We start from the raw sequence: 21,637 nt of genomic DNA on the forward strand, positions 1-21,637 counted from the left end.
GAATATCTATTTCTTTGCAATGTTAACCAAAATTCATCTGGCCAGCAGGCCATGAATTGTTACAATCCCTCCCAAATTTGATTTTATCTCTCTATATTTTTAGAGCTAAGAAGTTTTTTATACATTATTTTTGAGATTAAAATGCTTGAAAAAAATATCAGAAAGACGGTAACTCATCGACCAAAAAAGTTACAAAAGGCACTAAAATCGCGTCACTTGGCGATGATTGCGGTGGGTGGATCTATTGGAACAGGCCTTTTCATTGCTTCTGGCGCAACGATTTCTCAAGCAGGACCAGGTGGAGCCTTACTCTCTTATTTCTTAATTGGTTTAATGGTCTATTTTTTAATGACCAGTTTAGGAGAACTGGCGGCCTTTATGCCTGTTTCTGGTTCATTTGCAACCTATGGTGCAAAATATGTTGAAGAAGGTTTTGGTTTTGCTCTCGGATGGAATTATTGGTACAACTGGGCGGTGACCATTGCCGTTGATTTAGTGGCCTCTCAATTGGTGATGCATTATTGGTTTCCTGATACCCCAGGTTGGATTTGGAGCGCTTTATTTCTCGCGCTTATTTTCATGTTGAATTATCTTTCTGTGAAAGGGTTTGCTGAATCTGAATATTGGTTTTCCTTGATTAAAGTCACTACCGTAATTGTATTTATTATTCTTGGTTTGTTGATGATATTAGGCGTTCTTAAAGGCAACAAAGTCATAGGATGGGATAATTGGATTCTAGGAGAAGCGCCTTTTGTGGGGGGGGTTTCAGCTATGATTGGGGTGGCTATGATCGTGGGGTTTTCTTTTCAGGGCACTGAATTAGTGGGTGTCGCCGCAGGTGAATCTCAGGAGCCGGCTAAAAATATTCCCTGTGCCATCCGTAAAGTGTTTTGGCGAATTTTACTTTTTTACATCCTTGCCATTCTTATCATCAGTCTGATCATTCCTTATACTGATCCCCATTTATTACACAATGACGTTAAAGACATTAGTGTCAGCCCATTTACTTTAGTTTTTCAAAATACAGGTTTATTATCTGCTGCGGCCCTAATGAATGCCGTGATTCTCACAGCCGTTTTATCTGCGGGTAACTCGGGGATGTATGCCGCGACACGCATGCTGTTTACCTTGGCAAGTGAAGGAAAAGCCCCCAAAATTTTTGCGCGATTATCTGATAATGGTGTTCCTCGTCATGCGCTTTGTGCCACCACTGTAGTTTCTGCTCTATGTTTTTTAAGTTCAATGTTTAGAAATCAAACTGTCTATTTGTGGTTATTAAATACGTCAGGAATGACCGGATTTATCGCTTGGCTCGGTATTGCCATCAGTCATTATCGTTTTAGAAAAGGATATGTTTTTCAAAATCGCTCTTTAAATGCATTACCTTACCAGTCGAGCTTTTTCCCATGGGGGCCCATCTTTGCTTTTTTTGTGTGTTTGATGATTACACTCGGTCAGAACTATAAGGCTTTTTTGGCAGATAGCATCGATTGGTATTCGGTGACCGCGACTTATATTGGCTTGCCTTTATTTTTTGCCATATGGTGTGGATATAAACTTTTACATGGCACAAAGTTTGTTCAATATTCAGAGATGCAATTTCCACAATGGCAAGACGATCAAAAGATCTGACACAGATTTTAAAAAAATCTTATCATCTTTAACGCATTTTTGAGATGAAATATCAGATAAGGTTTTTAGAAGAAAAATATGTCACCCACTCTGGTAGGCATTCACCAAAAAGCCAGTAATAACCGTATATAACTCAGAAAAACATTGCAAGTCGTGATCATAGGGTTGGCCTATCTTTAATCCATGACCATTTTCGATACCTTTGGTATCGTCTCATCCTTGATACAGGAGCATGTGCCTAGATCTTATATTATTTCGTTAATTACTATCTTTTTTACTGCCATAGGTATGGAAAGATGGTTAAACGTTTTCCTTATGCGGGATCGGCTTATACTAGCGAAAATTTATCTTGCAGCGATTTTCTCTCATGTACCACTTGGATATTCGTTGCAGGATTAACTTTTTCACTACTCTGCTCAATCTTCGCGGTATTAACGTCATCGCCAACATGAACAGTCTTATTGTATTCATTCAGATCGTTCTAGCGCTGATTTTTTGGATTATTGATGAATAAAATTTATCAGGTGGAAGAAGAAGTCACCTTAATCAGCACTCGTCCTTTTTATTCAGATACGTTTTGTTTGATACCATGATCACAGGTGCCACTATATTATGCTTTTTTCTTTATTTTGATGCCATGAGCTCTTTATCTGAAGAAACGAAAGATGTTATTTCAGTGATCTCTCAAGCCATTTTTCTAACGATCATGACAGGTAGACTTATTTTTATTTTTGTGGCTTATGTTTATAATTTTATTTCCCTGGTGTGTCACGTTTTATCAATCTTAATGCCTTTCAACCAGATATTATGTTGTTTGTGACTGGGAAATTATTCTAATCCATCATTTTATGTTTTTCTTGTGTGACTGTTTTAGCATTAGGAATGGCTGCTCAAGAGGGGTTTCACGTTTACTTTATGTGATAGGACGCGATGGGTGTTTTCCAACAAAATTTTTGGCTACGTGCATCCAAAATGGCGATGCTCCGATTCTTAACATGGTATTCGTTAATATTGTTGCGTTATCTGCCGTTACTTTTGATTTGGTTACGGCCACCGTATTAATTAATCTTGGTGTCTTGATTGCTTATACCTTTGTCAATTTATGGATAATTTTCAGTTTTATTATCATGAAAAGCGCTATAGAGGTATATTTAATCTTTAGCATTATCTTATTTTACCTGGATTAGTGGTCACGACTGTCACTATGTTATGGATTAATCTTGAAAGCAGCTCTATAAAGTTAGGTTTTATATGAGCGGCTCTCGGCTTGTTCTATTTGGCATGGAAAACGCGTTTATTCAAAAAAAATATTAGAAAATTTATTGTTGTTTTTTTATGTTTTAAGATTGATTAAACAGAGAAATAAGCGAAAAAGAAACGGATTAACGATTACTTTCTCTTTTTTCTAACATGAGCCCTGATAACCCCGATCTTCTTGAGTGGGCGAACTTGCGGCTAAACGAGCGAGCTTATCACAGCGCGCGTTCTCTGGATGACCCGCATGACCTTTTACCCATTGCCAATTTATTTGATGCTTTTGAATCTCGGCATCCAATGCTTTCCATAGATCAATATTTTTGACATCTTTACGCTCACTCGTTTTCCATCCGCGTTTTTTCCAATGAACGGCCCATTGGGTGATCCCTTGACGAACATACTGACTATCCGTAAAAAGTGTCACTGTGCAGGGAGATTTTAAAGCCTGAAGGGCGACAATGCTGGCCATCAATTCCATTCGATTATTTGTGGTTAGCCGATAACCGTGGCTGAATATTTTTTCATGCTGTTGATAACGTAAAATACTAGCGTATCCACCTACGCCCGGATTACCAAGACAGGAGCCATCTGTGAAAATATCTACCTGTTTCATTATGTGTGATAAAATTGTATAAAATTTTTTTTGCACAAATTCTTCCTGAGAACACGCCCATGACCCGACAAATTGTTTTGGATACTGAAACTACCGGACTTAATAAAACAGGCCCGCATTATGAGGGCCACAATATTATCGAGATTGGGGCAGTTGAAGTTATTAACCGCCGTCTTACAGGTAAGACTTTTCATACATATGTGAAGCCTAACCGTCAGGTGGATCCAGTAGCCTATCAAATTCATGGTATTAGTGATAAATTTTTATTGGATAAACCGCGCTTTTCTGAAATTTTCGCTCGATTTTTTGAATTTATACGGGATTCTGAATTAATTATCCATAATGCCGCTTTTGATATTGGTTTTATGGATTATGAATTTTCTGCGCTCCCGCAAAATATCCCGAAAACAAACACTTTTTGTACAGTTACCGATACTTTAGCACTCGCTCGCCGTTTATTTCCTGGTAAACGCAATAATTTAGATGCTTTATGCGATCGTTATCAGATAGATAATAGCAAACGTACTTTACACGGGGCATTGCTTGATGCACAAATTTTAGCAGAAGTGTATTTAGCCATGACCGGCGGGCAAACGTTATTTTCTTTTTTAGAGGAAACAGACGAGACAGACATTCGTAACATGAGAGTGCATCCAAATCGGCTCAAAACTTCATCTCAATTAAAGATCATTTACGCTAGCTGTGATGAGCTTGATGAGCATCAAGCTAGCTTGGATCGCTTAGAAAAGAAAGCAGGCTCTTGCATATGGCGATCTGCCACCTAACAGAAGAATCAGTAGTCTGTCTCTCTATTTACAAAAGAAAGCCAATAAATTCAAAAAACAGTTGACCTTATTAAGGTGCAACCGTATCATCGCGCCCGTTCTAAACCAAAATACATTTTGGTGCGGTAGTTCAGTTGGTTAGAATACCGGCCTGTCACGCCGGGGGTCGCGGGTTCAAATCCCGTCCGCACCGCCATTTCTTAGATCAATCTACATGAAGATGGGGTTCCCATACCCGCTTCGTTCTCCTATTTTTTCCGTTAGGCAAATCCTTCAGATCGTCTTTATGAGAATGATTCTAATCATGATCATCAGAATTCTTTATAAATATTTAAAAAAAGTCTATGCAGTAAGATATCGAGCTCTCGCTCTAAACGAAATGTCTAGGTTAATGATACTTATTAGGTTAACGTCTGACATCATGTCAAAAATCAAACAGACGAAAGGATGAGAGAAACGGGAAATGGTGCTGATAGGCAGATTCGAACTGCCGACCTCACCCTTACCAAGGGTGTGCTCTACCTGCTGAGCTATATCAACACAATTCGTTGGAGCGGGCAGTGGGAATCGAACCCACATTATCAGCTTGGAAGGCTGAGGTAATAACCATTATACGATGCCCGCATGACGGAACTCGGTATAGAAAGTTTTGTGTGCAGTAAGACTGAATATGGTGGTGGGAGAAGGATTCGAACCTTCGAAGTCGATGACGACAGATTTACAGTCTGCTCCCTTTAACCACTCGGGAATCCCACCAAAGTATTAAAAATAATAAAAACGCCTAACATGGTATATCAGGTTATTTATGGTGCCGGCACCAAGAGTCGAACTCGGGACCTACTGATTACAAGTCAGTTGCTCTACCAACTGAGCTATGCCGGCTTAGTTGGGCGCATTTTAGGGAGTGAAAGCCTTCTATGCAACAAAAAAATTAAGTTTATTCAATTTAAATTCAAAATATTTTTCTATGGTATCCTATTTTATATTTATTTATGTTGCAAAAATCCCTATTTGCACTAGGAAAAGAGGATAAAATATAAGTAAATATGGATTTCTTACACTTAAAACCTCTTTATGAATTATAAAAAATACTATTTTACCGCGCACCTTTTATGAACGTGGTACTTTGAAAGCATCAACCCAAATATATCACGACACCAAGAATTGGCATCAAAAAAGCCTTAAACAAATTATGGCGATTTAAAATCATATAAAACCATATATTTATAAATAATAAACACTCTATTTATATTGAAAATTTTTTATACATCACACTATCGTCATTTACTCAGAGGATCTCTCCGTGACCGATCATGTTTTTCTAAATTATAAAGATGCTGGCGTTGACATTCATGCCGGCTATCGCCTGGTTGATCGTATTAAAAAAGTAGTGAAACAAACCCACCGACCCGAAGTTATAGGAGGATTAGGAGGATTCGGCGCACTTTGTTCGTTGCCACAAAAATACCGTGAGCCCATTTTGGTGTCAGGGACTGACGGCGTGGGCACTAAGTTACGTTTGGCCATTGATTTAAAACGTCATGAAACTATCGGTATCGATTTGGTCGCTATGTGTGTCAATGATTTGATCGTTCAAGGAGCTGAACCGCTGTTTTTTCTGGATTATTTTGCAACAGGTCAGATGGATGTTGAAACTGCAGCCTGTGTTATTGCAGGTATTGCTGAAGGCTGTCAACAGGCAGGCTGTGCGTTAGTCGGAGGAGAAACCGCTGAGATGCCGGGTATGTATCAAGATAAAGATTATGATCTGGCTGGTTTTTGTGTGGGTGTTGTCGAAAAATCCAAACTGATCAATGGCCATCAAAACGTAAAATCCGGAGACACTTTGCTGGCATTGGCTTCCAGTGGTTTACATTCTAACGGGTACTCTTTAGTACGTCAGGTTTTGAATTTGAGCAAAACAGATCCTGAAACATGGATGTTAAATGGAAAAAGTTTGGCCGATTATTTATTAAAGCCGACAAGAATTTACGTTAAATCTATTCTTACGCTAATAGAAACGAAAAACGTGGACATTCATGCTATTGCTCACCTAACTGGAGGAGGATTTTTTGAAAATATCCCCCGAGTCTTGCCTAAAAATACTTGTGTTCTGATTGAAGAATCCAGCTGGCAATGGCCCTGTATTTTTGATTGGTTACAAAAAACAGGAAATATCAATAAGCAAGAAATGTATCGTACCTTTAATTGTGGCGTCGGCATGATCATAGTTTTGCCTGAAGATCAGGCAGATAAAACCCTTGATTTTTTAACCAGTGTCGGTGAAAAAGCTTGGAGAATAGGGAGGGTAGATTCATTAGAAACCAGTTCTGAGAGAATAATTTTCAAAAAAAACATACTCAATTATTGAAATATAAATGATGAAAAACATTCCGTTAAAAAAAAATATAGTGATATTAATCTCAGGCGAAGGGAGCAACCTACAGGCATTGATAAACGCTCAAAAATCAGGAAAAATACGGGGTAAAATTTGCTTTGTTTTTAGTAATCAACTTAATGCTTATGGATTAGAACGAGCAAAAAAAGAAAAAATTCCGATTCAAATTTTAGAAGCAAAAACTCAGCCAGATCACATTGCGTTTGATTTAAATCTCATTCATAAAATTGATTCTTATCAACCTGATTTGATTGCGTTAGCCGGTTATATGCGCATTCTTACTCCCACATTTGTTCAATACTATAATGGAAAAATACTGAACATCCATCCTTCTCTGCTTCCTAAATATCCAGGGTTACACACCCATCAGCGGGTTCTTGCGAACGGTGATAAGGAGCATGGATCTTCAGTACATTTTGTGACTGAAAAGCCAGATGGAGGCCCTGTGATTTTACAGTCCAGAATATCGGTGTTACCCGATGATTCTGAAAAGACCCTTATTGAACGTATTAAAGTTCAGGAACACCATATTTATCCAAAAGTGGTCGACTGGTTTATGCAAGGGCGTTTAGAAATGAGGGCAGGGATCGTTTGGTTAGACGGACAACCTCTTACTGAAAAAAAGGATTCAACATGTATTCCATAAGTGACATTAGATTACATCCTTTCTTTAGAAAGAGATGATCTTTATTTTGTTCATCAATTAGACAATAACGACAGCGTCATGCGTTACTAGTTTGAGGAGCCTCATGAAGCCTTTATGGCATTGTCGGATCTGTATGATAAACAGATTCACGATCAAACATAGTGCCGCTTTATTATTAAAAATAACAAGGCCGAAAATAATCAAATCAAAGTCGGATTAGTGGGATTACTAGAGATAAATCATCTCCATAAACGGTCGGAATTTTTCATTGTTATCGATCCTGCTTATGAGGGAAAAATTTTTGCAACTATTGCGATGAAATTAGTGATGAAACATGCTTTTCAGTGCTCAAATTATATAAGCTATATCTTATTGTGGATAAAGCTAATCAAAAAGCTATTCATATTTATGAAAAATTAGTATTTAAAAAAGAAGGAGAATTAAAAGAGGAGTTTTTTGTTAATGGAGAATATCGTACTGCGATCCGTATGTGTATTTTTTAACGGCAGTATTTGGAGTAATACAAAAACAGTCCTAATTTTTTAAACACTCTTATATCATTTAAAATCCTCATTCTTTATATCTTAAAATTTTCAATTTCAAATCTATCGGAAAGCTCAATGGAACAGTTTATTTACCAGGTTCAAAAAGTATTTCTAATCATGTTCTTTGATTTCCGATTTGGTTGCCGGAAAAACTCGGCTAACCAACTTTTTAGAAAGTGATGATATTCGATATATGTTAGAAGCATTCAAAGCGCTTGGGGTCCGGTATACTGTTTCAAAAAACGGCACTTACTGTGAAGTAGAAGGAGTAAACGGGCACTTAAACACCCCTCATCCGATTGAATGAATGACCGGCAATAAAGGGACTGTGATGCGTTTTCTAACGGCCGTGCTTTCATTAAGTTAATCCGATGCAGTATTGACAATGAGAGCACTAATGAAAGAAAGGCCCATGGATTCTTTGGTCGACGCGTTATGTCAAGGTAATGCCCAAATTACCTATTTAGAAAAAAATGTTTTCCTCTTCACCCTCGTGGCGGAAATTTAATCCTCCGCGGGAATATCTCCAGTCAATTTTGACCGCTTTATTGATTATGGCACCTTTGGCCGAACAAGATACCGCTATTGAAGTGCAAGGCTTTCTAGTGTCTAAACCTTATGTAGAGATAAGGTTACATTTAATGCATATTTTTGGATCAGTGTGACGCATAAACATTACCGTATCTTTAACATTATGGCCCGTCAAAAACTTCCAGCACCTGGACACTATCGAATAGCATGGGATGCAACAAAGGAGGTTGTGTTCGTGTTATAGGTGTCGGTCAAAAAAGCATACAAGGGGTTGTTTAATGTGCAGATGTGTTAAAAATAGTCATGGAGAGAGGATTATATTGAATGTCATCCTGGACAATTAAAAGGCATAGATATGGATATGAACAGTATGCAGGATGCTGCCATGAGACTCGCAATGACGACGTTATTTTCCGATGGCCCTAGAAGGTGAAAATATTTATAATTGGCGTCTCAAAGAGATAGACTATCTTCTGCGATGGCGGATGAATTAAGAAAATTGGGGCAAAATTAAAGAAGGGCAATATTATATCGCAATTATTTCTCCAAAAAATTTAAAAGCATCTGAAGTTTAGATTTACAACAACTATCGTATAGCAATGTCTTTTTCATTCATAGCTCTGTTAGATATGCCAATACGCATTTTAAATCCAAGCTACACTTCAAAAACCTTTCCTGATTTTTTAAAATCTGGCTTATCGTAGCGGTACTGTATTAAAATTTTTAATATATTTGCTCATAAAGAGAAAAAATGAAAAAAGTAAACCAAGTATTAACGGTTGATGGGCCTAGTGGAGCAGGGAAAGGGACACTGTGTCAAGCATTAGCAGACTATCTGGGATGGCATCTTCTAGACTCAGGGGCTATTTATCGAGTCCTTGCATTAGCTGCTCTGCGGTATCAAATCGATTTCAGTATGGAATCGGATTTAATTCCTCTGGCTATGCATCTTGATGTTTCTTTTCAGTCACAAAACCGATGCTTACGGGTTCTTTTAGATAAAGAAGATGTCAGCGATACAATTCGCACTGAATTAGTGGCGCATTCTGCGTCTCAATTAGCCTCTTTGCCGAAAGTACGAGAAGCATTGCTCGAGCGACAGAGGTCGTTTCAAAAAGCACCTGGTTTAATTGCTGATGGTAGAGATATGGGTACTTTGATTTTCCCTGATGCTTTTATCAAAATATTCCTTCATGCATCCCCCCAAGAACGTGCTCGGCGGCGAATGATCGAGTTGCAAAAAAAAGGGTTTAATGCTAAGATTGGTAGCATTTTATCTACAATGAATGTTCGAGATGAACATGACGCTACTAGACAAATTGCTCCATTATTACCAGCCTCAGACGCATTAATAATAGATTCTACTCATATGCCAGCTCAAGAAGTGGCCGCACAAGTGTTAGAGCACGCAAAAAAATGGCTCACTTTTTAGAACAAATGAAATGAATATCTCGGATCTGCTGAGAGGAACTGAAGCAGACCTTTTATCACAACCCCATCAAGCAGGATGTTAGGTGGGTGTTAAATTAAACACTCCGCAAGATCATTAATATGACAGAATCTTTTGCTCAACTTTTTGAAGAATCACTAAAAACAATTGAAATACGTCCAGGATCTATGATTCGTGGTACCGTCATTTCTATTGAAAAAGACATTGTACGGATTGATGCTGGTTTAAAATCCGAATCCTCTATTCCTTTAGAGCAATTTAAAAGTGCACAAGGAGTAGTAGAAATTCAAATAGGAGATCAAGTTGACCTTGCCTTGGATTCTATGGAAGACGGTTTTGGTGAAACTTTATTATCTCGTGAAAAAGCAAAGCGGCAAGAAGTATGGAAAAAATTAGAAGAAGCTTATACCAATGGCACATTTGTGACTGGAATGATTACCAGTAAAGTCAAAGGAGGTTTTACTGTTGATATGGATGGTATTAGAGCCTTTCTACCTGGCTCTTTGGTTGACGTATATCCTGTACGCGATACTTCACATCTCGAGAATAAAGAGCATCAATGTAAAATTATTAAACTGGATAAAAAACGCAATAATGTAGTTGTTTCACGTCGAGACGTGATCAAATCAGAAAGCAGCGCAGGACGCGAACAATTATTAGAAAGGTTAAAAGTGGGTCAAGAAGTTTCAGGTACCGTTAAAAATCTGACTGACTATGGTGCATTTGTTGAATTAGGTGGGATTGATGGTTTATTACATATCACTGATATGTCATTGAAACGTGTGAAACATCCAAGTGAAGTCGTGAGTATCTCGCAGCAAATCACTGTTAAAATTCTGAAAATCGAACGTCGCGGAGATGAAATTCGTATTTCACTCGGCTTAAAACAACTTTCTCCAGATCCATGGGTAGGTATTTCAGAGCGTTACAAAGTTAATGATGAAATCATCGGGCGCGTCACTAATTTGCCAGATTACGGCTGTTTTGTTGAAATAGAACCAGGTGTTGAAGGATTAGTTCATGTTTCAGAAATGGATTGGACCAATAAAAATATTCATCCTTCTAAGGTTGTGTCTGATCAAGATAGTGTGAAAGTGAAAGTATTAGATATTGATGAACAGCGTCGTCGTATCTCTCTGGGATTAAAACAATGCACAGAAAATCCCTGGAAAAAATTTGATCAAAATCATAATAAAGGCGATATTGTTAAAGGTAAGATTAAATCCATTACTGATTTTGGCATCTTTATTGGTTTAGAAGATAACATTGATGGTTTGGTTCACTTATCCGACATTTCATGGAATGTTTCAGGTCAAGAAGCGGTTCGTGAATATAAAAAAGGCCAAGAAATTGAGGCTATACTATCAGAAGTGATCGCAGATCGTGAGAGGATCTCTTTAAGTATAAAACAGTTATCAGAAGATCCGCTTGACCAATATATTTCTTTAAATAAAAAAGGCACGGTCGTTAGTGGTCAAATTACTGAAATTCATGATAACAAAATTCTTGTGACACTAACAGAAAATGGTGTCAAGGGCTCTATTAATCTCGCAGATGTACCTGATACCTCTGTTGACTTCCCTATGGGATCCATAGAAGTGGGTCATACTATTGAAGCTAAATACATAGGTTGTGATCGTAAAACCCGTCTTGTTACCTTGGCTCCATTGAAAGATGAAATTGAAAAAAAAGAGTCTGTATCATCATCTAAAAATAATAAAAAAGAGGAAGCAAATTTTTCTAACACCCCTAACGCTATGACTGAAGCCTTTAAAATAGCGACAAAAGGTGATTAATAACAAAGGGGGGTTTTATACCCCCTCACTAAAAACATGAGATAATATGACGAAATCTGATTTTATCGAAAGGCTTGTTAAACGCCTAGATTCTATGAATCCTGAAATGATTCAGGAAATAGTAAAGCGAATTTTACAATATATGTCAGAAAAATTATCTGAGGGGGAGCGAATTGAAATTCGGGGATTAGGGAGTTTTACTCTTCGGTACCGTTCTGCACGCACCGCACGTAATCCTCAAACGGGTAATTCTGATGTGAAAGTAAAGAGTAAATATGTTTTACATTTTAAACCAGGAAAAAAATTGCGTGATCGTGTCGACGTATATAAGTAAAACTCAAGTATCACTTTAAAATTTTTTCAATTATTCCCTTCTTGCGACATTCTCTGCCACATAAGAACGAATATTTTCTGCAGTCTTTAGAGCACAGACTGGGTTACCTCGAAAAAGGCTCCTGCTCGCTAATCTACTAAATAGAGACGAACTGTAATATTGTGCAGTTAAAATTAAAGTAGATTAAAAGAGCGCTGGAATAGGTAATTAAGATACAAATTTCTTAGATACTACAGAGCTGTCTTTCTCAAGACAGTGTTTAAAAGATGAAAAATATCCAAGATATTCTTTCATATTTTGATCGATTAAAATAATTTCATATCACGGATAGAGCTTAAAATAATGAAAAAAAAATTATTTGCCTTATCAATCACACTTATAATCACCTCTTGTGGCCTAAAAAGGCCATTGTATTTTCCGCCCACAGAAAACTGGCCCAACGAAACAACGCAAACATCCGTTCATCAGATTAAAAAATTTTATCATTAAAGTTTACCAGAGTTAACGTATGCGGTTTTCAAAAATGTGTAGCTTGGGCAATGATTTTGCCATCATTGATGCTGTAACCCAAAATATTCATCTACGATCAGAGTTTATCTGTCGATTAGCGAATCGGCATACTGGTATTGGTTTTGATCAGCTATTGTTTCTGGAACCTCCTAATAGTCCAGAATTAGATTTTTATTATCGTATTTTTAATGCAGATGGTAGTGAAGTATTTCAATGTGGTAACGGTGCTCGTTGCTTGGGGCGTTTTGTTCACTTAAAAGGCTTAACTAATAAAAAAAATATTCAGGTGAGTACTAAGACCGTAAAAATGCAAATTCATCTAAAAGAGAAAAATCAAATTTGCGTTAATATAGGTGAGCCTGATTTTTTACCTCAAACTATCCCCTTTCGTTCAAAAACAATAAAAAAAATTTATGAATTAGATGTCGCGGAACAAAAACTACTTTGTGGGATTGTGTCTATGGGTAATCCACATTGTATTATACAGGTGGAAAAGCTCGACTCTGATCAGATTAAATTGATTGGCCCTTTATTAGTGTGCCATCCGTCTTTTCCCGAAGGGACAAATGTCGGATTTATGAAAATCATTGATCGAAAGCATATTCATCTGCGCGTTTATGAACGTGGCGCTGGAGAAACTCAGGCCTGCGGCAGTGGGGCTTGTGCTGCAGTCTCGATAGGGATTCAGCAGGATCTGCTGGATGAAAAAGTTCATGTTGAACAAAAAGGAGGCAATCTGGACATCCGCTGGAAAGGAACAGGGCATTGCCTTTATATGACCGGGCCTGCAGACCATATTTATGATGGAGTAATTCATATGAGCTTTAAGTTATGAACTTTAAGAGATGTCAATTTTTTACGAAAGAATAAATAAAGGCTATTTATGGATTGTTCTAAATTAATCAATACTTTAAATGAAAAACAATGTGCTGCGGTGACCTCATCTGCTGATCATGTATTAGTACTGGCCGGCGCAGGAAGTGGAAAAACCAGAGTGTTGGTGCACCGAATTGCTTGGTTACTTTCAGTTGAACATATTTCTCCGTATTCCATTCTTTCCGTTACCTTTACTAATAAAGCCGCTGCCGAAGTGCGTCATCGTGTGTCGGTTTTGATGGGATCAATACAAGATGGTATGTGGACTGGCACTTTTCATGGATTCGCCCACCGTCTTTTAAGAATGCATTATCTGGAAGCGAATTTGCCAAAGGATTTTCAAATTATCGATAACGATGATCAATTACGATTGCTAAAAAAAATTATTAAATCATTAAATTTAGATGAAAAGCGTTGGTCTCCACGGCAAGCCATGTGGTACATCAATCATAAAAAAGATCAAGGGCATCGCCCTCAACATACTAAAAATAGCTCTAATTTTATTGAAAATACTTGGCAAGATATTTACCAATCCTATCAAAAAGCTACTGATAGAGCTGGATTAGTCGATTTTTCAGAACTGTTATTACGTGCCTATGAGTTATGGCTCAATCATACCAATATCTTGGATCAATATCAGAAGAGATGGAGTCATATTTTAGTTGATGAATTTCAGGATACCAATACTATCCAATATGCTTGGATCCATGCATTGGCTGAAAAAAGGGCAAAAGTGATGATTGTGGGAGATGATGATCAATCTATTTATGGTTGGCGCGGGGCGCAGGTGGAAAATATTCAGAGCTTTTTAAAAGATTTTGCAGGTACTGAAACAGTAAGACTCGAACAAAATTATCGTTCAACTCCTCATATTTTAACGGCAGCCAATACCTTGATTGCCAATAATGAGGGGCGAATGGGAAAAAATTTATGGACTTCTCAAAAAGAAGGGGAGCCTATTTTTCTTTATCATGCTTTTAATGAATTAGATGAAGCCCGTTTTGTAGCTTATCAAATTAAAAAGTGGCACGAGAAAGGAGGCCAATTAAAAGATTGTGCTATTTTATATCGCAGTAATGCACAGTCTCGAGTATTAGAAGAAGCGTTGTTAAAAGGAAATATTCCTCACCGTATTTACGGGGGTCATCGTTTTTTTGAAAGGCAAGAAATTAAAGACGCGCTTGCATATCTGCGTTTGATTTCTAATCGCCATGATGATGCTTCATTTGAAAGAGTGATTAATACACCCGCTCGTGGTATTGGTGAGCACACCTTATCTGTATTGCGTCAGGCTGCCAGAGATCGTGAAAAAACGCTTTGGGAAACCATGCAAATTTTGTTGCATGAAAAAATATTGGCGGGTCGAGTTGCTTCAGGTTTGAGGCGTTTTATTGAGTTAATTGACTCCTTGGCTTATGAAACATCAGAAATGCCGTTACATTTACAAACAGACAGAGTCATTAAAGATTCTGGGATTTGGTTAATGTATCAAAAAGAAAAAGGTGAAAGAGTGCAAGGACGTATTGAAAATTTAGAAGAGTTGGTCAATGCGACACAACAGTATGATGATCGTCAGTATGAAGATGACACTTTGTCACCATTGCAGGCTTTTCTTTCCGATGCGGTCTTGGAAGCAGGTGAAAATCAGGGTGACGCTTCTCAAGACTCAGTACAAATGATGACGCTGCATTCTGCGAAAGGTTTAGAATTTTTTAAAATTTTTATTGTTGGAATGGAAGAAGGGATGTTTCCTAGTAAAATGGCCCTGAATGAAAGTGGAAGGTTGGAAGAAGAGCGTCGTCTGGCTTATGTCGGCTTAACGCGTGCAATGAAAGAATTGACATTATGTTATGCGAAAAGCCGTCGACTTTATGGAGAAGAAGTAAGCAATATTCCCTCTCGTTTCATTGACGAATTACCAAAATCATGTATACAACATGTAAAATTAGGGGCAATCTTTTCTCATCCATTTCATTGCCGTTCTACAGAAAAAGCAAAATATAAAATCCACGGCCATCAAAATGAGAGCAATAAAAACGAGGGGCATTTTTCTTTAGATCAACGTGTAAGACATCCTAAATTTGGGGAAGGCACCGTCAAAGATTTAGAAGGTAGTGGTCAACATGCTCGTGTCCAGATTGCTTTTGCTGGTAACCAATTAAAATGGTTAGTTATCTCTTACGCAAGATTAGAAATCATATAAAACTTTTATTACAAAAGTGGAAATCTAAAAAAGCATAGCTAAACAGAAAGAAACAGGCAATAAAACCGCACAATAAATACGCGGGTCCTTTTCGCTTTGTCAGTATTTTTTTGCGACGACCAATTGTTTATTTGGTGGAGCTGGACGCGGGCTCAACTCCAAAAACGAGAACTACACTGCTCCATTAAAAAAGTGCCTTTCGCCCTTCCAAACCCGTTGACCGAAAACATCCTAAATAACCTGCAGTTCTCCCGGATAATAGTTTTTATGACATCAAGAAAACAACAACGAGGTGAACGAAATGTAAATATTGCATATTAACCAGCGGCAACTGGCTAACCGATGGGGAGTGAGTGAGGCTTTTCTCGAACGCTGGTGGTCTAAGCGCGTTGACCCATAATTTCTGAAACTGCGAGGCCGAGTGCTATATCCGTCAAGTCGATATTAAAGCATTTGAGGAAGGTTTCCTCTGGCAGGCTACCAGCAGCTTCAAAGGAAGTCAGCCGAAGGTAAATTTCTAACCTAAGGAACAAGAAGTAAAATTAGGCGTCACAGCGGGGTGAGACGGCGAATATCTAAATGCCCAATACTGTTGCACGGAACGCTGTAACGCAGATCTGAGAGAAAGGCGAAAGTAATCCCTGAGGGATTCCCAAAAATAGAACAGGCATAGCGTGACGCAATCTAATTGATTGCGTAATAAAATTTAGGGAGCAGAACACCATTATGCTTTCCCTTTCATTATACCAAAAATTCTTTAAAATATACTGAAGCTTCTACATCTTTACCGCCGTCAGTCCCTGTTAACGCCGGCGGAAAATTTATTTTGATATTCTACGCTCATATTAAAAAATCTGTCTCTGGACTCTCGGTTGAAGAAGTTACAGCAAAGGTATATCCATATTATATTCGTTTACTGAATTTTATTGAGATCCTTCAGGGGGTTGTCTCTCACTAAATGCAGCTGAGATGGGCCTTTCGGCGCGCCTGACATACACAAAAATTCCTGTTTAATAGCATTATTTTTTATTAAATAAAATAACAAAAAATTTTCTGCCCGGTGGCGATATAAATAAAGGTGGGCTACAGGTTTCAAGCGTTTGATCCCACAGAGATTTGATTGCCACCTCCCTCTTGGCAACGCAACTCTAAATAGCGCGGTTTTTGATCATTCTTTTGTGCGATGCCTTTTTTAAAAAAGGCTATTTTTAGATTTAACATAATAATGTTTTTATTTGTTTTTCAGTGATGCCTGTCAGATCTCGTGTCTCTTTTTTGTCATTCTTCCTTTTTTGAAAGTTTTTGAGCAAACCTTAAAGGGGGCGGATTTTTCACCTTTTTTATGACTTCCTCTATGCCTTCTTGTCTTAATGTTTGCGCCATAGTCATAAGTACCCCTCATGTTTCTCAGATTTTTTGGCTATTTCAGTGAAAAATTGCATCTGGTTCTTCGCATGACCCTATTGAATGAGATTCTGTATCATAGTAATAACTTGCGTATCAGCATGATACTCATTCGACAGTAATGGAGCAATTAGATTAGTCAACTCGTTCATATACCTTAGGCGGATGTACTTCTAGAGTAATTCTAATCACAGCATCTGGCGATACTGCATGATTTTATTATCGTCTAGTATCGTAATATTCGCGAGTTAAAAAGGCTGTGTATACATGCTCTGCTAATTTCCTGTCTTCGGGGTCGAAGCAATTTAGCCAATAGGTACTGTGCAGATGCGGTCTTGTTTCTCCGCAATACATAAGACATAAAACCGGCGGAAGTCTTTTGTTACCCGCATCAAGATAGCGTGTGTATCACACCGACATATTATAGTGCATTAATCACCAAGCAATGAGATTATCAGGTCTGGATTAACTTTCACTCAAGAGGTAAATACACTCTTTTCCTTTTTTTTGTTTTCAATGACTAAAAAAATATTATTTTGATACGCCTTAATTATGTCATCAATAAAAAAGCCTAACTTGACTTGCATCGTATTGAAATTACACAACACTTTAATCTCATCAGGGAGCCATCTTTCAAAGAAATCTTTATCCGTGTTTTTTCATGTCAAAATTGATGCAAGAGGGCATCATGGGGCGTAGAGGTAAATTTTTATCCATGAAGCTTATCTTGCTTCTATTAAATTTAAAGATCACTGAGCCATATGGGCGTTTATTTCAACACTGCGCGGGCTTCCAGCAGGGGCCATAAAACATTGAATAGACGTATTTGACACCTATTGGAAGCGGGATGCACGATTTGTACTAGCAATATTTACGCGCGGTATTTTTTATGACATTCATCACAAATTGCTTCTAGATCCCTCTCTTTATCCATTTTGCCAAAAGATTTTGCTTGAATATGGTCAACCGCCTTCGCGGAACAAATCTGCTCTTGTCGCCGGCAGGGCTGGCAGAGATGCTGATCTCTCATCAATCTTTGTGCTCTGATACACTGCAATAAACCTATCTCTCAGTCACATCTCATATTCGAATGGATTAAGCGAGCAGATAGCCTATCAAGGATAGTTTATCCTAAACTTTGTTGCTTTGGTTAAGCGCCACAGCTACTTGCGCCTCGTCCATAGCATCTTCCCGTTTGCAGGTCACTACTGTGATGCGCTCTCTTACCAGAGGCGTTTGTAATAGGCCTTGAATCTGAAACCGACTCAAGTGCCGCAGCTGATATTCTTGGCAGGCCGGAAGTAACTGAAAACGTCTTGGTGTCACGGGTGCTGATGTAGTACCGGTACTGGCGACCGCTTTTCTTTACCAAAAATAATGACCTTTAACAGAAAAAGGATTTTGCCTTTGGTGTATTTGCCTGCGTCCGAAAATAAACGACTAGAATAGAGTGCACGTCGTCCTCAAGTTTGGGATCGATAATCGGCTTGTGGTTGCCTTTGTACCACTCATTCTTGTATCTGAGCTTGCCGCGGTAGATATGATTGTTCATCAGTTTGTAAATTAGCTCTTGGTCAATGGGGTTGCTGGGGAGATCCTGCCTGTCTTTCGTTACCCAAGACTTTCTGGCGACACGCTCCGGCCTGAGTTTTTATATAGAAGCGTGCTGGAGGCGACCTCGGTGCACCGCTTGAAAATGTGCTGCATGAGCTTGGTTTCCTGCAGATTGATCACTAGGTAACGGTCAAGGACATCGTAGCTAAGTAGGGGCATTTCCCCGCCTAGAGACCTTTCTTCTTACTAGAAGTCATGTTGTCTTGGATACCGTTCGCCGGCGACTTCCAGTTCGAACTGTAAAAAGGACAGTAAGATATTCAGCATCAGCCGCCCCATGGAGTTTGTAGTATTAAACTGCTGTGTCACCGATACGAAAGACACCCCGTAGCGCTCAAACACTTCAATTATTTTCGAGAAGTCTATCAGACTTCGTATGAGTCTGTCGATTTTGTAAATCACTACGACATCAATCTTTCTTTCCATAATGTCAGCTAACAGGTGTTACATCGCCGGCCGGTCCATATTTTGCCGGAAAACGCACGATCGTTATAGTCTTTTGCGACGGGGATCCAGCCCTTTTCTCGCTGACTGGAGATGTAAGAATGACCAGCATATCGATGAGCATGAATCACGCTGTATTCTTAGCCGAGCCTTTCATCGGTGGATTTGCGTCTGTAGATCACGCACCGCTGATGCTTCTTTCTTTCTATGGTCATCCGCCATTTCTCCCCCCTTGGTTTTTCTTTTCTAGACTTCCTTCTATAAGCCAAAGAAGAGTGGGCTGGACCATTGTGTAACGATAATTTCTTGGGCGATGACGGATAAGATTTTGTAGATGTGCCCATTAAAATCGTACTGACTGTCATGAATCACGTTAACGCAATACTCCTGATCGCGGTCAAGACGGGATAGCACCGTGCCCGAAATGGGTTGGGGATGGCGGTCGCGCAAAGGCTTCTTGCTAGTTTTTATCATTGCGGGAATGCGCTAGTCGTTTTTGTCTGCCTCGGTTTAGTGGGTACGACTAAATTCCTGTTCTTGTAGGTGGTAAGCCCGCTTGTGTTCAAGAAAGATTCGGATATGCGTGGGTGTGTCACTACGATACACTTTCTATCATAGAGATTTAATTTCCTCGCTGTCCATTTCAGGCACTTGCGTGATTTGGGCAATGACCTATTGCGAGGGTTCAAAGATGACTGTGTTGCTCATTCTGTCTCCAGTTTATTCGAGTTCTTAGTGTTTGTATGAATGCTTCGGTAGGCAGATATAGCAAGTGAAATATCGCTCTCTGAGTCCAAATTTGACTGTAATATTTTGGCGGACATCTATAAACGAATAAGCCCTCTGGCGATAATATTAGGGACTTCCTGAAGCCGATGGGTATGTGTCATCCGCATTTACCGTTGAACATTATCGTTTCAGAGTGGAAGATAAGCCATGAGGGAGTTTTTGGCCGTTGAAGGTTGGCTCGGCGATTCGATGCGTCCGCGTATTTGGCAGGAGTGTAGTGACTTTACCTTGTACATTGCTGAAATCCAGCACTGCGTGAAGACCATCCCTACAGTCAGGCTCACTAGGACACGGTATGCGCTAAATTTGCTGATCCCGTTTCCCTAGACAAGTACAACACGGTTTCGTCGACTCCATCACCGTCGCCAGCCAGCTGTGCCTACAGTGGTGTAAAGGTCAGCTAAAAACATTCAGTGATCACACAGGGAAACCCGGATACGCCTGGTGCTTACGGTCTGCATGGTTAGAAAATGATTGCTTGGCTGACGCACCTGCAGCACACCCGTAACAAGAACATCTGATTCGTTCGCATGCTCAACAAAAGGTCGATGAATTTAATAGCAAGGTATTCACACCCTACCTCGACGGCTCCAAGACCGCGTTGGAACTGCCGGGCATCGTTGATCAAGTCATCACGTTTACGGAAATAAAAAGCGAGGATGGCAGCGGATTACCGCGATTTTATCAACTACACGCTTAATCTATTTGGTTATCCCGCCAAGGATCGCAGTGTCTGCCGGCTGGATCTGATTGAAGCGCCGCACCTTGGCAATCTGATGGCAAAGATCCGTAGGCTAGTGAAATCTACCGCTGGTTTCCTGAGCGTTTATGGTCACAATCACACCACTAGATCCATTTACCTCCACTACGAATTCGTGGTGCTAGATAGACCTTACGCCAACCGTAAAATATGGAGCTTAATTCGTTTGCACAGTCCGAAAGGCCTTGAGTGGGCGAATGTGGGGCGCGCCTTTATCAAAGGTATCCTGCATTCTGCAAGAGGCTGACACCCTCAAGACAATAGGCCACAGGCAAAAAAGGCACGTCGCATTCAAGGATTTGCCGACTTTGATGGCATTGAGTTTGTCTCTACAGTGGAAATGGAGAAGGAACAGAACGGCGCCGATAAGAACGTCGTCAAGACCCGCCATGACCCATGATAGCAAAGACTTAGCAGCTGTGATGGGTCGCGTGAGCGCGAAACCCATGGCTCCGGCTACCCAGCCTACCCCAACTGCCACACTTTCATGTCGTCCCAGATGAGCAAAGTCAGGGGCTTGGCAATGGATATTACGACCTCGTTAGAAACTGTTTGTGGAGCGTAGTCTGCTTGCGCTTAAACAGTATTAAAATACTCTCGGAGTGGCACCTATGGGCACCGGGAAAAACTACATACTCTCCGGTGTTACCAGGCAGTGGTTAGGCGATGAAGACGTCAAGGCCTTTGTGTTAGCCCATCGCAATGAGCTGAATACGCAAAACAACGCAAAGTGTCGACGCGTGAATCCCTCGGTGAGCACCTCCGTATTTGACGCTCATGCTAAGTCTTGGGACGATTATGGCAGCTTTGCTATGGTGCGAACACTCTGCAGAGACAGCAACCTGAAAAACATATCCACGCTGGATCTGCTAGTCATTAACGTATTATTGATCATGTCAGGGATTGCAATCCGAACATCACCATATTCAGCGTAACAGTAACATCCGACTATGGTGACAAGAAAGGCCTACAACTGATCTTCAGCAATGTATCGGATCAAATCACCCTAGCCGAACTCATTTCCTCAGGATACTTGATACCCTCTCGTAC

17 protein-coding genes, 5 tRNA genes and 3 pseudogenes are annotated in these 21,637 nt (G+C 39.5%); 16 read left to right on the forward strand and 9 right to left on the reverse strand.

Annotated elements, in window-relative coordinates:
• Positions 1-141 precede the first annotated feature (141 nt).
• Both CICURV3402_RS04335 and CICURV3402_RS04340 read left to right on the forward strand, forming a co-directional pair.
• Positions 142-1,632, forward strand: a complete 1,491-nt coding sequence (locus tag CICURV3402_RS04335) for an amino acid permease (RefSeq protein WP_158379988.1) — start codon at positions 142-144, stop codon at positions 1,630-1,632.
• Positions 1,633-1,776: 144 nt separating this feature from the next.
• A pseudogene (locus CICURV3402_RS04340) lies at positions 1,777-2,986 on the forward strand (APC family permease).
• Between the two features lie 51 nt (positions 2,987-3,037).
• Here CICURV3402_RS04340 and rnhA read toward each other — a convergent pair.
• Entirely contained in the window at positions 3,038-3,505 is a 468-nt protein-coding gene (rnhA, locus tag CICURV3402_RS04345) for a ribonuclease HI (RefSeq protein WP_158380026.1), read from the reverse strand.
• A 56-nt stretch (positions 3,506-3,561) separates the two neighbouring features.
• On the opposite strand from rnhA, the gene dnaQ reads away from it, so the two are divergent.
• Positions 3,562-4,287, forward strand: coding sequence for a DNA polymerase III subunit epsilon (dnaQ, locus tag CICURV3402_RS04350; protein ID WP_158379989.1), 726 nt, complete (start codon positions 3,562-3,564; stop codon positions 4,285-4,287).
• Positions 4,288-4,406: 119 nt separating this feature from the next.
• A tRNA-Asp gene (locus tag CICURV3402_RS04355) sits at positions 4,407-4,483 on the forward strand.
• Positions 4,484-4,751: 268 nt separating this feature from the next.
• Here CICURV3402_RS04355 and CICURV3402_RS04360 read toward each other — a convergent pair.
• From CICURV3402_RS04360 to CICURV3402_RS04375, 4 genes are all read right to left on the reverse strand, one after another.
• A tRNA-Thr gene (locus CICURV3402_RS04360) sits at positions 4,752-4,827 on the reverse strand.
• A gap of 9 nt (positions 4,828-4,836) precedes the next feature.
• Positions 4,837-4,911, reverse strand: a tRNA-Gly gene (locus tag CICURV3402_RS04365).
• A 47-nt stretch (positions 4,912-4,958) separates the two neighbouring features.
• A tRNA-Tyr gene (locus CICURV3402_RS04370) sits at positions 4,959-5,043 on the reverse strand.
• A gap of 50 nt (positions 5,044-5,093) precedes the next feature.
• Positions 5,094-5,169 (reverse strand) — tRNA-Thr (locus CICURV3402_RS04375).
• A gap of 421 nt (positions 5,170-5,590) precedes the next feature.
• Here CICURV3402_RS04375 and purM point away from each other — a divergent pair.
• The 10 genes and pseudogenes from purM (at position 5,591) to uvrD (ending at position 15,576) form a co-directional block, all read left to right on the forward strand.
• Positions 5,591-6,658, forward strand: a complete 1,068-nt coding sequence (purM, locus tag CICURV3402_RS04380) for a phosphoribosylformylglycinamidine cyclo-ligase (protein WP_158379990.1) — start codon at positions 5,591-5,593, stop codon at positions 6,656-6,658.
• 10 nt (positions 6,659-6,668) lie between these two features.
• Positions 6,669-7,331, forward strand: coding sequence for a phosphoribosylglycinamide formyltransferase (gene purN / locus CICURV3402_RS04385; RefSeq protein ID WP_187306950.1), 663 nt, complete (start codon positions 6,669-6,671; stop codon positions 7,329-7,331).
• Positions 7,332-7,834: pseudogene (speG, locus tag CICURV3402_RS04390) on the forward strand (spermidine N1-acetyltransferase).
• Positions 7,835-7,920: 86 nt separating this feature from the next.
• Positions 7,921-9,111: pseudogene (locus CICURV3402_RS04395) on the forward strand (3-phosphoshikimate 1-carboxyvinyltransferase).
• A 47-nt stretch (positions 9,112-9,158) separates the two neighbouring features.
• Entirely contained in the window at positions 9,159-9,839 is a 681-nt protein-coding gene (gene cmk, locus CICURV3402_RS04400; protein WP_158379992.1) for a (d)CMP kinase, read from the forward strand.
• Positions 9,840-9,958: 119 nt separating this feature from the next.
• Complete coding sequence (gene rpsA, locus CICURV3402_RS04405) at positions 9,959-11,653, forward strand: 30S ribosomal protein S1 (protein ID WP_158379993.1); 1,695 nt, start codon at positions 9,959-9,961, stop codon at positions 11,651-11,653.
• A 46-nt stretch (positions 11,654-11,699) separates the two neighbouring features.
• Positions 11,700-11,987, forward strand: a complete 288-nt coding sequence (locus tag CICURV3402_RS04410) for an HU family DNA-binding protein (protein ID WP_158379994.1) — start codon at positions 11,700-11,702, stop codon at positions 11,985-11,987.
• Between the two features lie 342 nt (positions 11,988-12,329).
• A complete protein-coding gene (gene lptM / locus CICURV3402_RS07790; RefSeq protein WP_222837045.1) occupies positions 12,330-12,476 on the forward strand; it encodes an LPS translocon maturation chaperone LptM in 147 nt (48 codons plus the stop codon).
• A 19-nt stretch (positions 12,477-12,495) separates the two neighbouring features.
• Entirely contained in the window at positions 12,496-13,332 is an 837-nt protein-coding gene (gene dapF / locus CICURV3402_RS04420) for a diaminopimelate epimerase (RefSeq protein WP_158379995.1), read from the forward strand.
• 48 nt (positions 13,333-13,380) lie between these two features.
• Entirely contained in the window at positions 13,381-15,576 is a 2,196-nt protein-coding gene (gene uvrD, locus CICURV3402_RS04425; protein WP_158379996.1) for a DNA helicase II, read from the forward strand.
• Positions 15,577-17,456: 1,880 nt separating this feature from the next.
• Here uvrD and CICURV3402_RS07650 read toward each other — a convergent pair.
• The 4 genes from CICURV3402_RS07650 to CICURV3402_RS07660 all read right to left on the reverse strand — a co-directional run bounded on the left by CICURV3402_RS07650 (position 17,457) and on the right by CICURV3402_RS07660 (position 19,512).
• Entirely contained in the window at positions 17,457-17,588 is a 132-nt protein-coding gene (locus CICURV3402_RS07650; protein WP_407079073.1) for a hypothetical protein, read from the reverse strand.
• A 263-nt stretch (positions 17,589-17,851) separates the two neighbouring features.
• Positions 17,852-18,010, reverse strand: coding sequence for an HNH endonuclease (locus CICURV3402_RS04435; RefSeq protein WP_158379997.1), 159 nt, complete (start codon positions 18,008-18,010; stop codon positions 17,852-17,854).
• Positions 18,011-18,780: 770 nt separating this feature from the next.
• Positions 18,781-19,035 (reverse strand): recombinase family protein, encoded by a 255-nt coding sequence (locus CICURV3402_RS07655; protein ID WP_425474700.1) that lies wholly within the window; start codon positions 19,033-19,035, stop codon positions 18,781-18,783.
• A 261-nt stretch (positions 19,036-19,296) separates the two neighbouring features.
• Entirely contained in the window at positions 19,297-19,512 is a 216-nt protein-coding gene (locus tag CICURV3402_RS07660; protein ID WP_222837047.1) for a DUF2924 domain-containing protein, read from the reverse strand.
• A gap of 974 nt (positions 19,513-20,486) precedes the next feature.
• On the opposite strand from CICURV3402_RS07660, the gene CICURV3402_RS04450 reads away from it, so the two are divergent.
• A complete protein-coding gene (locus CICURV3402_RS04450) occupies positions 20,487-20,834 on the forward strand; it encodes a hypothetical protein (RefSeq protein WP_187306942.1) in 348 nt (115 codons plus the stop codon).
• A 439-nt stretch (positions 20,835-21,273) separates the two neighbouring features.
• Positions 21,274-21,522 carry a DEAD/DEAH box helicase family protein gene (locus CICURV3402_RS04455; RefSeq protein WP_158379998.1) on the forward strand — a complete coding sequence of 83 codons (249 nt, stop codon included), beginning with the start codon at positions 21,274-21,276 and terminating at the stop codon, positions 21,520-21,522.
• Positions 21,523-21,637 lie beyond the last annotated feature (115 nt).

The organism is Candidatus Williamhamiltonella defendens (genome assembly GCF_900699045.1).
GTDB lineage: Bacteria > Pseudomonadota > Gammaproteobacteria > Enterobacterales > Enterobacteriaceae > Hamiltonella > Hamiltonella defensa_A.

Bases quoted from the DNA above. Each gene is read 5' to 3' on its own strand.
- CICURV3402_RS04335 (WP_158379988.1), top strand. From the start codon at position 142: ATGCTTGAAAAAAATATCAGAAAGACGGTAACTCATCGACCAAAAAAG.
- dnaQ (WP_158379989.1), top strand. From the start codon at position 3,562: ATGACCCGACAAATTGTTTTGGATACTGAAACTACCGGACTTAATAAA.
- purN (WP_187306950.1), top strand. From the start codon at position 6,669: ATGAAAAACATTCCGTTAAAAAAAAATATAGTGATATTAATCTCAGGC.
- cmk (WP_158379992.1), top strand. From the start codon at position 9,159: ATGAAAAAAGTAAACCAAGTATTAACGGTTGATGGGCCTAGTGGAGCA.
- rpsA (WP_158379993.1), top strand. From the start codon at position 9,959: ATGACAGAATCTTTTGCTCAACTTTTTGAAGAATCACTAAAAACAATT.
- CICURV3402_RS04410 (WP_158379994.1), top strand. From the start codon at position 11,700: ATGACGAAATCTGATTTTATCGAAAGGCTTGTTAAACGCCTAGATTCT.
- lptM (WP_222837045.1), top strand. From the start codon at position 12,330: ATGAAAAAAAAATTATTTGCCTTATCAATCACACTTATAATCACCTCT.
- dapF (WP_158379995.1), top strand. From the start codon at position 12,496: ATGCGGTTTTCAAAAATGTGTAGCTTGGGCAATGATTTTGCCATCATT.
- uvrD (WP_158379996.1), top strand. From the start codon at position 13,381: ATGGATTGTTCTAAATTAATCAATACTTTAAATGAAAAACAATGTGCT.
- CICURV3402_RS04435 (WP_158379997.1), bottom strand. From the start codon at position 18,010: ATGAGAGATCAGCATCTCTGCCAGCCCTGCCGGCGACAAGAGCAGATT.
- CICURV3402_RS07660 (WP_222837047.1), bottom strand. From the start codon at position 19,512: ATGATAAAAACTAGCAAGAAGCCTTTGCGCGACCGCCATCCCCAACCC.
- CICURV3402_RS04450 (WP_187306942.1), top strand. From the start codon at position 20,487: ATGGCAGCGGATTACCGCGATTTTATCAACTACACGCTTAATCTATTT.